Here is a 15018-nt window from a genome sequence, read left to right as displayed (position 1 = left end):
GTTCCCCTCACCATTTTTAACAGAATTTTCATGACAGAGCTTCAAGGTGTGCAAGAAAACAATGTAACTAGAAAAAAATAATTCTTCTTCCTTAAAAGGAAAATCAATCTCTACTTACCTTAAATGAGATTGTTTGCTAAAAATTCTTGTTTTAATTGTTTTCCATTAAGGATTCATGCTCAGAAAGTTGAGTGGAGCGGAAGGATGCTCGACTCCTGCGGGAATAGCTGGACAGGTGAGACCCCGGAGGCGCAGCCGAGGAGGCTCACCGCCAGCCCCGCGGAAAGCGAGCATCCTGTAGCGGAAATCAACTATTACTTTCTCCTCTACAATAGCAACAAACTATACGAAAAGAGCCAAGAAATAAGACTCTAGATGGATGAACATACGTAACGAGACTAGTACAATGGTAGAGTGGAATAGCTCTATTACCTATCCATCATGAAAAAGGGAGAATGATTAATGAAGAAATTGATTAGTATTGCCTTACTATTATCACTAATGTTGGGCCTCATTCAGCCAGCATCAGCTGCAGATAATGATAAAGAAAGCATCAATGAAAAATTCGGACTGCCTATCGCCGTATATGGAGAAACACTTTCAAGCAAACAGAAAAAAGAAGTTCAAGAGCAACTAGGAATTGATGAGGGAACACAAGTAGAAGAGTTTACCGCAACAGGTGAAGACCTTGTAAAGTATATTGAAGGTGAAAATCGGAATGCACGCATGTTTTCTTCTGCCATGATTACTCGCAAAGAGAAAGGCGAAGGTCTAAAGGTAAATATTGTGACACCGGAAAATATTACGGAAGTGACAAATTCAATGTATTCCAATGCTCTATTAACTGCGGGGGTAGAGAACGCAGTAGTAGACGTGGCCTCCCCTGTAAAGGTAAGTGGTCATTCTGCATTAGTCGGTATTTATAAAGCGTATGATGTTAGTGGAGAGAAACTTGATACGGTTCGTATGGAGGTTGCCAACGAGGAATTAACCGTGGCAACAGAACTTGCCAAAGAAGCTGGGATTGATAAGGAAGAGGTCAGCAAGCTGTTAACCGAAATAAAGAAGGAAATAGCCGAACAAGACCCAGCTACGAAAGAAGAAGTTGAACAAATCGTTGAAGAGAAGCTCCAAACTCTGAACATCGAGCTAAGCCCGGAGGATCGCCAGTTATTAATCGATTTATTTGAAAAAATGAGGTCACTGGATATTAACTTTGATAATGTTCAACAACAATTAGATGATTTAACGAATGACATCCAAACCACGATTAAGGAAATTGTCAAAGATGAAGGGTTTGGGCAAAAAGTGTCTGACTTCTTTACTGGCTTGTTAAATGCCATCGCTGATTTCTTTAAATCGATTAAAAATCTATTTGGGTAATGTACTATTTTGTATCTAAAATAACAAAAAGACTGAGTCTGCAAGTGACTCAGTCTTTTATTTCAAGTAAAGGAAACCTTAGATAGACAGTTGTTCCCTTGCCTTCTTCACTATCTACAGATAAAGAACCATCGTGTTTATACATGATTTCTTTCGCGATTGATAAACCGAGACCGTACCCTCCAGTATTTCTTGTTCTAGACAAATCCGAGCGGTAAAACCTTTCTCCGATACGGGATAAGGAACCTGCAGGAATGCCAATACCGTTATCCCGAACTTTCACAACAGCCATTCCATCTTCTTCGTATGATTGAATGAAAATGCAACTCTCTTCAGGAGAATATTTCAATGCATTATCAAAAATATTATAAAATACTTGCATAACCCGGTTGGGATCCCCATTAATAATGGATTCTTCATTTAAATCATGTTGGACATCCATTTTCTTGTTTTCTGCATGGGGGCGTATAAGAGTTAATGAATCCATTATTAACTGAGAGAGTACAATCGGCTCAATATCCAAAGAAAAAGAAGTATCCTCCAATTTGTTCAATTCAAGTAGCTCAGTAATTAATTTTTGCATTCGTATCGATTCCTTTTGAATAAGATGCAGGCTTTCTTCCATTTCTTCAGGATTCGTTTGTACCTTGTCAGTCAATGCCTTTGCATATCCCCCAATATAGGTTAGGGGAGTCCTTAATTCATGGGCAACATTCGAAAGAAACTGACGCTTCCGTTCCTCTTGATGTTGAAGAGAATCCACCATACTATTAAAGGTCAATGCAAGCTCTGCCATTTCATCTTTCGAGGTGACATTCAGCCTGCTTGAAAAATCACCTTTAGCCACTTTATTTGAGAATAGTTGCATTTCCCTTACAGGTTTAAATAATGTTCCTAAAGAAGATTGAATGATCAAGAACAATACGAAATAAAACATGACACCTGTGAGTACCAATATAGGGATCCCTTTACTAAAGACTTCCGTCATTTCAGCCAAGGGGATATAAATGAGTAAATACCCCATTAATCTTTCTTCGTTCATAAGAGGAAAGATAGCTCCAATCACATTCCGATTAAATTCTGCTACATATCCTTCTTTCATTACCGGGTTTCCTTTAGCCAATTCACTTTTGTCTTCGATACTGATGAGAGGATTTTGATCAATACGATATGGGAAGCTTTTGGTTAAGTCTTCGAGTTTCTCCACAACAGACACTTCGTAAGGGGAGATCACATTATACCAAAGGATTTTATCCCTTACACTCCCGCTTACGTCACCATAGTGATAGTGATCAGCTGTCCTCTGTCCTTGATAAAGCAGTGACTCCTTAACGGTCCCAATATATAAATCCTTATAGAGAAAATGAATAAAAAGAAATGAAAAGACAATGGTTAAAAATAAGCTGCTTAATAATAGAAGAGAGACTTTTTTATTGAGAGTCAGGTTTGTATTTTTCAAACGGATCCCTCGAACTTATAGCCAAGGCCCCACACGGTTTCGATCAAATGTCCATAGCTTTTCAATTTCAGCCGCAGTGTTTTAATATGGGTATCCACTGTTCGGTCGCTTCCTTCATAATCACTTCCCCATACTTGATCGAGAAGCTGATCTCGCTTATACACTCTTCCTCGATTACGGGCAAGGAATAAGAAAAGTTCATATTCTTTTAAGGTTAAGCGAGGTGAAAGTTCAGCAACTGAAATGGTTCTTGATGCCAAATTAAATGACACTGGTCCATATCGTTCAATCATCGAATGTTGGGACGAGTGAGTTCCATAGGATCTTCTCAGGATCGTTTCGATTCGTGCAACAAGTTCTTCTGCATTAAAAGGTTTAACCATATAGTCGTCACTTCCAAGCTTAAGTCCTTTCACCTTGTCTAAATCATCTCCCTTTGCCGAAAGGAAGATAAAGGGCACCTGGTTATTTTCTCGAACCTCTTTTAGTAATTGATAACCATCCATGAACGGCATCATGATATCCACAACCATGATATCCACATGCGTTTTCTTCAATTGATCAAGGGCAGCGAGTCCGTTCTCTGCATCTAAGCAGAAATACTGATCCCTGTTTAAATACAGTTTGATCAGCTGCCTCATTTCCGGCTCATCATCCACAATCAGGACATTCCATTTTTTCAACGTAAACCACTCCTATCCATTCTACACATGCAATGGCATAAGTTTTATTATAGACGAAATTAGTGAAATTTTTATGATGAAAGAAACATTTACCGTATTATTTTTTCCCATCTTAGCATGATTACAGCAGGGTTCGGGAGTGGAAATCCGTTCATGGTTAACTACTTTTCCCGGACCATGGACATTTGCCCTTCCCTTTTTCCCATTTCTTAATAGGCTAATAAAGAGGAGTGACGAAGATGTATGAGAGGAGAACCATATACAGAAAGAATTTGATGAACCTATTTAATTCAGGATCCGGATTTCCAAACCTTGGGACTGGATATGACGGCAATCCTCCAGGCGGGTATCAAGGCTATGTACCATGGGAAAGTAAACAGTTTCAAGGAGGGGGATTCGGTGGAGGACCAGGTTATTATAATCAAGGACCTTATGGTACAGCGGGACCACAGGGATTTCCGCCACAAGGATTTCCACAGCCCGGTTACGGTCCGCCGCCATATGGGCCGGCAGGAGGCTACGGGTATGGTATTAATCCAATCGGTGCAGGTTTGATTGGTCTTGGATTAGGCTTCCTTGGAGGACAGATTGTAAATGGCCCATTTAAGGGTCCACATAAACGATACTATTATTATCTATAATATACCAAACCGACTCTAAGGGCAGGGTCGGTTATTCTATGGAGATACATCGTTCTTGACTTAATAACTAATGGGGTGTGTTATGAATAAATTCGTGAAACAATCATGGGCAAAATGCATCCGGAAGAAGATGAACAATGGGGAAATGGAAAAAGGTGCAAACCAGTGTGCGGTTCGGTAAAATAATGCTAAATTGAAAAAGCTGAACGAGGGGTTAAACCCACTCGTTCAGCTTTATTAATCTTGTTTTTTTTCATTGTAATATTGAACCGATGTCATGGCTCCTTCACTAACCATGGAATTGTCTTCAATATTTTCAGGGTCTGGATTTCCGCCTTTTTCAACAGGTAGATCTTCTTTTCTTCTCTTTTTGAATTTCGTTACCAATCCTTCTTTAACATTGTGCAGCTGATTACGCTTCTCTTTTGATGATAAGATCCATCCTAATGAACCAGCCGTAACAGTCGCACCAACAAGTAAGGTTTTATTTACTTTCATTTTATTCTTCCTCCTTCTGGGATAATATAGTTTGTGTAGTATGTTCTTTATTTTCCCGGCATACATGAATTTAAACATTAGAGATAGATTCAAATAGATACAGGAGTGGACAATTATAGAGTTCTAGTTAAAAATATACATAGATGTAAAGCAAGGGAGGAAGTAGTCAATGAAGGATATTACCAAGCAAAGTGTCATTGGATTTATTGGAACAGGTGTAATGGGGCAAAGCATGGCTGGTCATCTGCTCGAGGCCGGTTACGAGGTGGTCATATACAACCGTACGAAAGAGAAAGCATTGAAGCTTATAAATAGAGGTGCAAAATGGGCAGACACACCAAGGCAACTGGCTGAAATTTCGGATGCAGTCATTACGATGGTAGGATATCCTAAAGACGTAGAAGAAATTTACCTCGGTGAAAATGGAATTCTTCATCATTTAAAAAGTGATTCACTTGCCATTGATATGACCACTTCATCTCCAAAATTAGCAGAGAGAATCTTTGATGTAGGCAAGGATAAAGGAATCTCCACCTTGGATGCCCCCGTTTCAGGTGGAGATATCGGAGCCAAAGAAGCAAGGCTTTCAATCATGGTAGGAGGAGACGAGGAATCATTCGAAACGGCAAAGCCGCTTTTAGACCTTCTAGGTTCAAATGTCGTGTATCAAGGAAAGTCAGGAGCGGGTCAGCATACGAAGATGTGTAACCAAATCACGATTGCTTCTAACATGGTGGGAGTAAGTGAAGCCCTTCTTTATGCGAAGAAATCAGGCTTGAACCCAGATAATGTGCTTAAGAGTATCACTTCGGGAGCGGCAGGCAGCTGGTCACTTAGTAATTTGGTTCCACGAATGATTGAAGAGGACTATGCTCCCGGCTTTTATGTAAAGCACTTTATCAAAGATCTTAAGATTGCCCTGGAATCATCCAGGGAGATGGAAATCAAAACACCTGGGTTAGAGTTAGCCCTCTCATTATATGAAGAATTGGCTCATAATGGTGAAGAAAACAGCGGCACACAAGCTCTTATAAAACTGTTGGAGAATTAAAATATAAAACGGCCCATTGAAGAATCAATGGAGCCGTTTTTTATATTTTTCCAATGAAGTCAGGATGTATCTGAATCCCTGATTGGTTCGGCAGCCAATTTGCAGGAACGCCTGTGCCCGTTTTTCTTCCATATTGAATACCTTCCAGCAGTCTCAATATTTCATAGGTATTCCGACCAACTTCAGGCGGGTAAACCACTTTTGACGATATCATTCCTTCAGGGTCGATGATAATCGTAGCTCTGAACGTAGCTCCTGCACGCTCATTTAATACCCGATAAGATTTACTTATTAGATGGTTTCGATCACTCACTAAAGGAAATTGCACTTTAGAAGCAGATGGGGATACTTCAGTGAATACTTTGTGAGAGTAAACACTGTCAGTACTTATTGCAAAAACTTCAGTTTGTAATGCTTGAAATTTAGGATAAATTGCAGCGACCGCTGCCAGTTCAGTTGGTCAAACAAAGGTGAAATCACTGGAATAAAAAAACAAAATAACCCATTTACCCCTGTACGATTCTAAGTTAACGGTGCTTATGTTCTTTTGCACGTTATCATATGCCTCAGCAACAAAGAGGGGTGCTGGATCATTGGTTTGGGCACAAAACGGTAAGGAACAATCTTCACTTCTCATTTCAGGATTAAATGAATAGTGGCGGTTATTCATCGGCTCCCCCCTTTCAGAAAAAGTACTATCAACATATGTCGGTTCATCAAAATATATGATTGGATGGCGGTTCCTTACCACCTTATATTTCATTTCAACATGGGAATAATAGCAAGGTGTGGTACATTATTGAAGGTAAGGTGATTCTCTTGAGGAAAAATACATTTAAGCAATTTTCGACCCTTATTTATACGTTTGGTACAATCATGACTGTAGCGGCCTTTCTCGTTTCATATTTCCAAACGAAGACCATCATTAAAGCAGTTAAGAAGTATAGTCCGTATAATTAAGATTTATTGTTTGCAATATCTAAACATAACTTAGACAATGATAGTGAAGATAAGTGAGGAGGGGTCCTGTTGAAGCTAACGGGTAAAAAAGTCATTCAATTAGTAAGTGCAGATTTTGAAGATCTTGAACTATGGTATCCTGTATTACGTTTGCGTGAAGAAGGAGCAATTGTACATATTGTCGGCGAAAATGCAAATCAAGAATACATCGGGAAATACGGGGTTCCGATTGTTTCAGAATACGCTTTTAAAGATATCAATCCGGATGACTATGATGCAATCCTGGTACCGGGTGGGTGGTCACCTGATAAGTTGCGTCGCTATGTAGATGTGATTTCAATGGTTCAAAACATGGACAAGAGTAAGAAACCGATTGGTCAAATCTGTCATGCGGGTTGGGTTTTGATTTCTGCCAAAATTCTTCAAGGTGTAAAAGTCACCAGCACACCAGGAATAAAAGATGACATGGAAAATGCAGGTGCAACCTGGGTAAATGAATCTGTCGTCACAGATGGTCATATTGTTTCAAGCCGCAGACCACCTGATTTACCAGACTATATGAGAGAATTCATTCAAGTGTTAGCAAAATAAATGGACAATTAAAAGGACTGGCCCAAGAGAAACTGTGATTTTAGTTTCACGTGGACCAGTCCTTTTTCGACTCTATTTTTTTTCTCTTTTATTTCGATCATTCACCCGTGCGAAAAAAGTCTGTTTAACAGATTGATGGGTGGTAATGGCTGCACCCGTTGCGATGAATCCATTGGCAATTCCATTGAAATCAAGTCCCAAAGTCCAGCCACTGGCAGCTACACCTGCCAGTAGCAAGATCCAGATAATCAACCAATCCGGAATGTGGGGAGTCCGCTTCAATGCATACCCTAAAACCCATAGCACTGGAACGAGTACAGTGACTTGGGGATCGATTGAAACACCATTCAATAAATTTTCGATCATATGTTTCACTCCCTAAAAGAAATATGACTTCTATAAAAGCTTATTCAAACTGGATGGTGTTTCATGACAACCTGTACCCGAATATTTAGGGGAAAGTGAAAACAGCAGGCATAAACAGTAAAGATAATTGAAGTGGTACGTTCAATGAATTGTTTTCCTATTGAAAACGGACCTTTAAAGTGACATTAGAATTGTTCAATGATATTATATTGATTGACCTATTATAAAAAAGGAGCTGTTAATAATGGCGAAAAAAGGATACATACAATTTCAGACAGGTGAAAAAATCGAATTTGATCTATTTCCAAATGAAGCACCTGGAACAGTGGCGAATTTCGAAAAATTAGCAAACGAAGGTTTCTACAACGGTTTAAGCTTCCACCGTGTCATCCCTGGTTTCGTAAGCCAAGGCGGATGCCCTAATGGTAATGGTATGGGTGGCCCTGGTTACACAATCAAATGTGAAACAGAAGGAAATCCACATAAGCATGAAGAAGGATCATTATCCATGGCCCATGCGGGTAAAGATACTGGAGGGAGTCAGTTCTTCATCGTTCACGAGCCACAGCCTCACCTAAACGGCGTTCATACCGTATTCGGAAAAGTGACTTCTGGAATCGACATCGCTAAATCAATGAGAAACGGCGACGTTATGGAGAAAATGGAAGTATACGACGCGTAATGAAAGAGGGACGGACCTTGGTCCGATTCTTTTGTTAACGAATATCTATTAATGGTAAAGAAAAACAATAGTTGAAATGCTATTCATGATGATGTATTATACTAATACAGGCTGCGTTGTACGTAATCATAACGAAGTTTTAACCTTTAAACTGTAATAGGGAGTTTTACATCGAAGTTGGAATGTCAAGCCTCCACGATCTGAGGACGACAGGAAACCTTCTGCAAACACCCACTTTGAGGAGTGGTGGTTTAAAACTTTCTTATATCAAATTACGGCAAATGTGGCTCCTTACATTAGTTTCTCAAGCCAGTTCCCAATCGGGGGCTGGCTTTTTTCATATCTATAAAAATGAACAGCGAATAAAAAAGACCGAATTCCAAAAGGAATTCGGTCTGAAAATTTTAATATCGAGGCCCCTCCCGTCCGTACATGGTTAAGTGTCCCGCAACAAGCGAATGTTCGGGAGAGGCAAGATTATTGTATCACGCACAGGCAAGATAAGCAAAAAGATTTAGTGCAGCACTCCAATACGTCTTAGATGTTGCTCAATGTCAATGAAATCATTCACTTTAATATGAGGAGTATTATTTTCTTTCAAGATATCCTGTAAAGCTTTCATGGCAAAAGTAACGTCTGCCACTTTGGCAGGGTGACTATCTGGTTCACTATCACCTGCAAAATAAATGGTTTTATATTCTTTTTTGAGATCAGTAAGAACTTTTGTTTTGTCGATTCCATATCTTTCGGAGTGATGTGGATGTTCAGGATCAATATTCATATGTACATTCTTCTCTTTATAGTATCCTTCATTTGAGTATACCTCAACGCCTTTAATTCCGTACTGCCCAAGAATATGATGAATATAGTAATCTGTACCTGCGCTTAATATATAGAAGTCCCCTCCTTGTGCCTGCACTTTATGGATGAAGGAAGGAACGTGGTCATCAATCTCCAGAGATTGTATATCTTCAATGATCTGACTTTCTTCTTGATGTATGGACGTGAAAACCTGACGTAAAAATTCGATGTCTTTTATTTCTCCAGATTTCCATTGTTTGTATAATGCTTGTCCCTCTGCAAAGTATTTCTCCAGTACAAGATGATAAAAATCCTTTTTAGAGATCGTACCATCAAAGTCAGAGACAAATGCCCATTTTTTCATGCCATCTCCTCCTCTTTACTAGTTTAATCGATTGTATCATGTTTAAACGCGGGGTGGGAAGTGGAGGTAAACTTTAATCATATTATGTAAACTTCTATTGCGTATAAATAAGTCACCTCACTAAAGAGTAAGGTGATCTTGTTTTATTTCTTCAAGCTGGTTAAAAATCCTTTCAATACTTCTGGTGTACGTTTGACTTCTTGAACGGTGTTGGTAATGGTCGTCTTTTTATATTCGATATCTCCCTGAATCTCTCCTTGTGTTTCTTGTAGCTGGTTCGCTTCAGAAGAAATTTTGTCCATTCTGGTTTGAATGTTTGCCACCGTTTGATTCATTTCAGTAATAATGGGTCTAGTCGTCTTCACTGTTTTCATTAGCGCAGCTCCCAACATGACTATAGCAACCACAATTAACGCAATACTTGCATATACAATCCACATGTAAAAATCACCTCAATATACGCTGTTTTTAGTTATATTCCCTAAAAACGTTGAAAATAACGTGAAGAAAATTTATTTCTCTTCCTGGTTTACTAATTCCCGTATAGCTAGTAATCTAAAATATAAGTTCAACGTAAACGAAAAAGGGAGAGAAGAAAATGATTAAAGCCATCATGTTTGATTTGGATGACACATTATTATGGGACTCCAAAAGTATTGAAGAAGCGTTTAAAGCAACTTGCCGTTATGCACAGACAAGAGCGGGGGTGGATCCCAAAGATTTAGAGCTTAGTGTCAGAGAAGCTGCGACAAAGCTGTATTCAACCTATGATACATATGAATTTACACAAAATATTGGCATTAACCCCTTTGAAGGACTTTGGGGAGACTTCCTTGATGAACATGATGAAGGCTTCCATAAGATGAAAGAAATCGTCCCGGCTTACCGCAAAATGGCCTGGACGACAGGATTACAGTCTTTAGGCATTTATGACGAAAACCTTGGGGAGGAATTATCAGAAAGATTTCGCATAGAGAGAAAAGAGAGACCTTTTGTGTATGAAGATACTTTTCGTGTACTAAATGAAGTGAAGGATAAATTTCAACTGTTGTTATTAACGAATGGGTCTCCCCATTTACAGAATACAAAACTGGAAAAGACTCCTGAACTCGTACCATATTTTGAAGAAATTATCATTTCAGGAGATATCGGTAAAGGGAAACCAGATTCAGCGATGTTCCTTCATGCATTAGAGAGGCTGAGGCTTCAAAAGGACGAAGTGATCATGGTGGGAGATAATTTAAATACAGACATTCTCGGGGCTTCAAATCTCGGTATCAAAACGGTTTGGATTAATCGCCGTCAGCAAAAACCTCAAGATATTATCCCTGATTATGAAATCAAAGTGCTCCATGAAGTTCTCGAGATTGTAAATAACATGAAATAGGAGGCTTCCTTGTGAAGCTTCTTTTTTTTGATCACTCCCACCAGTCATAATAGCCTCTTACCCTACATACTATTCACGGACCTCTCATTTAATAAGGAAAGGGGTACTTTCATGGGAATAGGAATTCATCATGTTAACGTTCATGCATCACGCTCACGTGTATGGGAATTCATTCGTGATATGAATGCCTGGGCTCCTCTTGTACCTGGATACAAAGAGCATACCATTATTTCTGACGTTCAATCGACTTGGAAATTCACCCTGCATTTTGGAGTGATGAGCAAAAAGGTGCATGTGAAGGTACTGGTTATAGAATGGAATGAACCATCCGAAGTTAAGTTCATATTAAGGGGGATCAATCAAAAGTTTACAGGTGAAGGTTTTTTTAAGGCTAATGAAGTAAACTCTTCCATCACAGCTATGACCGGGTGTCTAGCGATTGAATCCACAAGTTCACTGGCTAAAATCCTTGAATCTACATTTGATAAAATGGTGCACGAGCTCACCAAGGAACTAACTGAAGCGGTTGGGCAAGCGGTTGAGAGAGGCAAACAATGACATGCATGCCCTGAACTATGGGGCTTGCGTGGTTTGGTTTAATTTATCATCATTTAGGCGCAGCTTGTATGCTATAATGAACTATTTGTAAGCAAGAGATTTGTTAGATAAAGAAGAAATACATACACTATAAAGTACATATAGGGATAACGCGTAAAACATATAAAGGGGTCTTACCATGCAAAACCTTCAAACACTTCGTGAAGAAGCCATAGAGGAAACAAAACGAAAAATAGAAGATGATATCACACTTTACTTAGAGAAACAGGAAAATTGTCCTTCAATTCAGGATTATGTTACAGAAAGAAGTGCTTTCTTTCACAATATCTGGACGAATATCTGGCTTAACAAGGTAACCAATGATGTTCTTCGAAGCCATAAAAAAGCCTTCTTAAGGAAAAAAGGTTATGATATCGAAGGGACAGATAAGAAACTGATTAACAAGTTATTTCGCAATGAGATAAGAGATTTTCAGCCATTTCATATTCTAAACTGGTTAATGGAACATCCACCTTCAGCAAACGATTGGAAGGAGCGCCATCAACAGGTTAGAGAAAACTATATAAAAAAACACGAAGAAAAAAAGCAAGCAGCCCTTCAAAAGGATATTCAAAAAGATATCCTCTCTTTCATAAACAAGCAAATGGATGAGTTTGAACTGTATTGGTATGTGGAGTTACGCTATTTATTCGCTAAAAAATTTGTACAAGATCTGGAATCGAAAACAAAATATCGCCATACTGAACCATATATGCTGGAAGAGAGACTGGAAGAGGAAGGAAACTTCACTAGTGATTCTTTTACAACGGTATCTGATTTCCTTAAGGAATTTACAGGCTCCATTCACAAGAAGAGTGAAAACTGGGATGGACACGTATGGGAATACGAAACCTATTTCTATCCGTATGAGCGATTCGTCTTTTATTATTCAGAGCAAATTGTATACCGCTCACTCATGAGTCATGTGCCTGAAGAATTATTGTCGGATTACAATGATGTATTCAGTCAGCCTTTATCAGAAGAACGTTTGAGCAGGCTTAGTCACCATTTTCTCCTTACGTTGAAGTCGACCTTTTTCACTTTGATTCAAGAGGAGTATGTTGAGGACTTATATCAGCTTGTAGAAGTTCCTTTTGATGAGAATATTCACCTTTTCATTTATGAAAGTGATAAACATAAACGGGAGAAGAGAAAGGCTGCTGAGTTAGCAGAGGTGAAAAGGAAGCAGGAAGAAGAACAGCGAATGATGGAAGATATTTTTGGAAGGGAGTATAGTCCTTCATTCCGGGGGGATATCAAGTATATCCTCCATATCGGTGAAACGAATACTGGGAAAACCCATCATGCCATAAGCCGGATGAAAGAAGCGAAAAGCGGTATGTATTTAGCTCCACTCCGTCTCCTCGCCCTGGAGGTATTTGATACATTAAACGGAGATGGAGTACCTTGTAATCTGAAAACAGGAGAAGAGGAAAAAGAAATCCCTTTAGCAAAGCACGTGTCATCTACGGTAGAGATGTTCCGTGAAAAGGACGAATATGAAGTGATTGTAATTGATGAGGCTCAGATGCTGGCCGATCAAGATAGAGGTTTTTCCTGGTACCGTGCGATTACAAAAGCAAGGGCAAATGAGGTACATATCATCGGAAGTGAAAATGTCCGGGACCTGCTAATGGAATTAGTGGGTGAAGGGAACATTGAAGTCCATGATTACAAAAGGGAAATTCCTTTGCAAGTCGAATCGAAAGAATTCCAATTGCGGCATGCCAAAAAAGGAGATGCACTCGTTTGCTTTTCCCGTAAAAAAGTATTGGATACAGCATCAAGGTTGCAAAATAATGGACATAAGGTCAGCATGATTTACGGCAGTATGCCTCCTGAAACAAGAAAGAAACAAATGATGCAATTCATTAAAGGAAAGTCAAATATGATTGTGGCAACCGATGCAATCGGAATGGGCTTGAATTTACCGATACGAAGGATCGTATTCCTGGAAACCGATAAATTTGACGGAACGAGAAGGAGAAGGCTGACATCACAGGAAGTAAAGCAGATTGCCGGTCGTGCTGGCAGAAAAGGACTGTACAATGAAGGGAAAGTAGTTTTTACAAAGGATATTAAAGTAATGAAACTTCTGTTAGATCAGCCCGATCGATCTCTCGAAACCTTTGCCATCGCACCGACAAGCGGTGTGTTTGAACGTTTTCAACGCTATTACCATGACCTTGATACATTTTTCTACTTTTGGGAGAAATTCAAAAGTCCTTATGGTACTGAAAAAGCAACCCTTTTTGAAGAAAGGGAGTTATATGAACTAATTCGTGGAACCGATATAGAGGCGAAGCTTACGTTAAATGACCTGTACGGATTTTTACATCTTCCTTTTTCGAAAAAAGAAGCTCAGTTAACCGAGCAATGGCTAGAGTGCATGTACGCCATTGTACACGGAGAAGAGTTACCCGAACCACCTATAAATAACAAAAACCTGGAACAAAAAGAGGTATCCTACAAGGCTGTCGGCCTGCATCTCTTATTCTTATATCGATTGGGAAGACAAACAGAGGCGTATTACTGGGAGCGGGTTAGAAGTGAAATCGCTGATGGAGTACACGAAAGTCTTAGGACAGAGGTCCCCAGTATGAGTCAGTCGTGTAAGCAATGCGGAAAGAAATTGCCTCCAAACTTCGGGTTTCCAATTTGTGATAGATGTCATTCAGCCAGAGTGAAAAGAAGAACGAGAAGAAAGCCTCCATATTCGTAAGCCGTGAGCAATTTAAAAGAGGAAACATGCAATTTATGGTACGATCAGATACGAATTGAAAATGTAAATAGAGGTGTTAAGTATGAAAATTGAAATTTGGTCAGATTATGTATGTCCATTTTGTTATATAGGGAAACGTCATTTAGAGGAAGCTCTCCAACAATTCCCTGAAAGAGATCAGGTTGAGGTTGCTTTCAAGAGCTTTGAGTTAGATCCCGATGCACCTGTGGATACAGACATGAGCATTCAGGAAATTCTTTCGAAAAAGTATGGAACTTCTCTTGAACAAGCAAAAAACATGACAGACAGCATGACGAAACAAGCTGCAACGGTTGGTCTGGACTTCCGCTTTGATTCAAGTATTCCGACGAATACCTTCGATGCACACCGCCTGACAAAATATGCGAAAACGAAAGGAAAGGAAACAGAGCTTACTGAATTGCTGTTACAAGCTCACTTTACTCTTTCAAAGCATATCGGTGACAAGGAAACACTGGTAGGATTAGCGGAACAAGCCGGATTGGATGCAGAAGAATCCCAAGCTGTATTAGAAGGTCAAGAATTTACTCGGGAAGTCCGTGCCGATGAGGAAGAAGCAAGACAAATTGGTGTACAAGGCGTCCCATTCTTTGTGATCAACCGTAAATACGCTATTTCAGGTGCACAGCCAAGTGACGTAGTTTTAAGCTCCATCCAGAAAGTATGGGAAGAGGAGAATCAACCGGCTTCGCTTCAGCCACTGGGAACCGATGGAAAGACTTGTGACGAAAATGGATGCGATGTTCCTCCATCTAAATCATAACCACTATAAAAGCACAGCAAAAAAGCAAGTG

At 39.5% G+C, this 15018-nt stretch carries 17 protein-coding genes and 1 other RNA gene; 11 read left to right on the top strand and 7 right to left on the bottom strand.

What is annotated here, in order from left to right:
- Positions 1-462: 462 nt before the first annotated feature.
- On the top strand, positions 463-1383 hold the full coding sequence (locus ACYH0O_RS13795) for a DUF1002 domain-containing protein (RefSeq protein ID WP_482629172.1): 921 nt from the start codon (positions 463-465) through the stop codon (positions 1381-1383).
- A 49-nt stretch (positions 1384-1432) separates the two neighbouring features.
- On the opposite strand, the gene ACYH0O_RS13790 is transcribed toward ACYH0O_RS13795, so the two are convergent.
- On the bottom strand, positions 1433-2842 hold the full coding sequence (locus tag ACYH0O_RS13790; RefSeq protein ID WP_482629171.1) for a sensor histidine kinase: 1410 nt from the start codon (positions 2840-2842) through the stop codon (positions 1433-1435).
- On the bottom strand, positions 2839-3525 hold the full coding sequence (locus ACYH0O_RS13785) for a response regulator transcription factor (protein WP_188048503.1): 687 nt from the start codon (positions 3523-3525) through the stop codon (positions 2839-2841). Before ACYH0O_RS13785 ends, ACYH0O_RS13790 begins: the two co-directional genes overlap by 4 nt.
- Positions 3526-3764: 239 nt before the next feature.
- On the opposite strand from ACYH0O_RS13785, the gene ACYH0O_RS13780 reads away from it, so the two are divergent.
- On the top strand, positions 3765-4166 hold the full coding sequence (locus ACYH0O_RS13780; protein WP_482629170.1) for a hypothetical protein: 402 nt from the start codon (positions 3765-3767) through the stop codon (positions 4164-4166).
- Positions 4167-4403: 237 nt separating this feature from the next.
- Here ACYH0O_RS13780 and ACYH0O_RS13775 read toward each other — a convergent pair whose 3' ends face one another.
- A complete protein-coding gene (locus ACYH0O_RS13775; RefSeq protein WP_482629169.1) occupies positions 4404-4664 on the bottom strand; it encodes a hypothetical protein in 261 nt (86 codons plus the stop codon).
- Between the two features lie 169 nt (positions 4665-4833).
- On the opposite strand from ACYH0O_RS13775, the gene ACYH0O_RS13770 reads away from it, so the two are divergent.
- Positions 4834-5715: an NAD(P)-dependent oxidoreductase gene (locus tag ACYH0O_RS13770; RefSeq protein ID WP_482629168.1), complete on the top strand. Its 882-nt coding sequence runs from the start codon at positions 4834-4836 to the stop codon at positions 5713-5715.
- A 40-nt stretch (positions 5716-5755) separates the two neighbouring features.
- Here ACYH0O_RS13770 and ACYH0O_RS13765 read toward each other — a convergent pair whose 3' ends face one another.
- Positions 5756-6352: a peroxiredoxin gene (locus tag ACYH0O_RS13765; protein WP_482632571.1), complete on the bottom strand. Its 597-nt coding sequence runs from the start codon at positions 6350-6352 to the stop codon at positions 5756-5758.
- 182 nt (positions 6353-6534) lie between these two features.
- Here ACYH0O_RS13765 and ACYH0O_RS13760 point away from each other — a divergent pair, with 182 nt between their 5' ends.
- Complete coding sequence (locus tag ACYH0O_RS13760) at positions 6535-6675, top strand: hypothetical protein (protein ID WP_482629167.1); 141 nt, start codon at positions 6535-6537, stop codon at positions 6673-6675.
- 69 nt (positions 6676-6744) lie between these two features.
- Positions 6745-7266: a type 1 glutamine amidotransferase domain-containing protein gene (locus ACYH0O_RS13755; protein WP_149156031.1), complete on the top strand. Its 522-nt coding sequence runs from the start codon at positions 6745-6747 to the stop codon at positions 7264-7266.
- 72 nt (positions 7267-7338) lie between these two features.
- Here ACYH0O_RS13755 and ACYH0O_RS13750 read toward each other — a convergent pair whose 3' ends face one another.
- Positions 7339-7632: a phage holin family protein gene (locus ACYH0O_RS13750; RefSeq protein ID WP_149156030.1), complete on the bottom strand. Its 294-nt coding sequence runs from the start codon at positions 7630-7632 to the stop codon at positions 7339-7341.
- A gap of 244 nt (positions 7633-7876) precedes the next feature.
- Here ACYH0O_RS13750 and ACYH0O_RS13745 point away from each other — a divergent pair, with 244 nt between their 5' ends.
- Both ACYH0O_RS13745 and ssrS read left to right on the top strand, forming a co-directional pair.
- The gene (locus ACYH0O_RS13745; protein ID WP_044336908.1) at positions 7877-8314 is read left to right on the top strand and encodes a peptidylprolyl isomerase; all 438 of its coding nucleotides are present in this window, start codon (positions 7877-7879) and stop codon (positions 8312-8314) included.
- 105 nt (positions 8315-8419) lie between these two features.
- Positions 8420-8608: non-coding RNA, 6S RNA (gene ssrS / locus ACYH0O_RS13740), on the top strand.
- 220 nt (positions 8609-8828) lie between these two features.
- On the opposite strand, the gene ACYH0O_RS13735 is transcribed toward ssrS, so the two are convergent.
- Entirely contained in the window at positions 8829-9479 is a 651-nt protein-coding gene (locus ACYH0O_RS13735; protein WP_482629166.1) for an MtnX-like HAD-IB family phosphatase, read from the bottom strand.
- A 143-nt stretch (positions 9480-9622) separates the two neighbouring features.
- A complete protein-coding gene (locus ACYH0O_RS13730) occupies positions 9623-9919 on the bottom strand; it encodes a DUF948 domain-containing protein (protein ID WP_149156028.1) in 297 nt (98 codons plus the stop codon).
- Between the two features lie 158 nt (positions 9920-10077).
- On the opposite strand from ACYH0O_RS13730, the gene ACYH0O_RS13725 reads away from it, so the two are divergent.
- From ACYH0O_RS13725 to ACYH0O_RS13710, 4 genes are all read left to right on the top strand, one after another.
- Positions 10078-10866, top strand: coding sequence for an HAD family hydrolase (locus ACYH0O_RS13725; protein WP_482629165.1), 789 nt, complete (start codon positions 10078-10080; stop codon positions 10864-10866).
- 111 nt (positions 10867-10977) lie between these two features.
- Complete coding sequence (locus ACYH0O_RS13720; RefSeq protein ID WP_482629164.1) at positions 10978-11424, top strand: SRPBCC family protein; 447 nt, start codon at positions 10978-10980, stop codon at positions 11422-11424.
- Positions 11425-11602: 178 nt separating this feature from the next.
- Positions 11603-14185, top strand: a complete 2583-nt coding sequence (locus ACYH0O_RS13715; RefSeq protein ID WP_482629163.1) for a DEAD/DEAH box helicase — start codon at positions 11603-11605, stop codon at positions 14183-14185.
- Between the two features lie 82 nt (positions 14186-14267).
- Positions 14268-14987, top strand: coding sequence for a DsbA family oxidoreductase (locus ACYH0O_RS13710; RefSeq protein WP_482629162.1), 720 nt, complete (start codon positions 14268-14270; stop codon positions 14985-14987).
- Positions 14988-15018: the final 31 nt, after the last annotated feature.

Source organism: Rossellomorea sp. H136, assembly GCF_056838065.1.
Note: the sequence above shows the minus strand (reverse complement) of the source record. Positions and strands in the feature narration are given on the sequence as shown.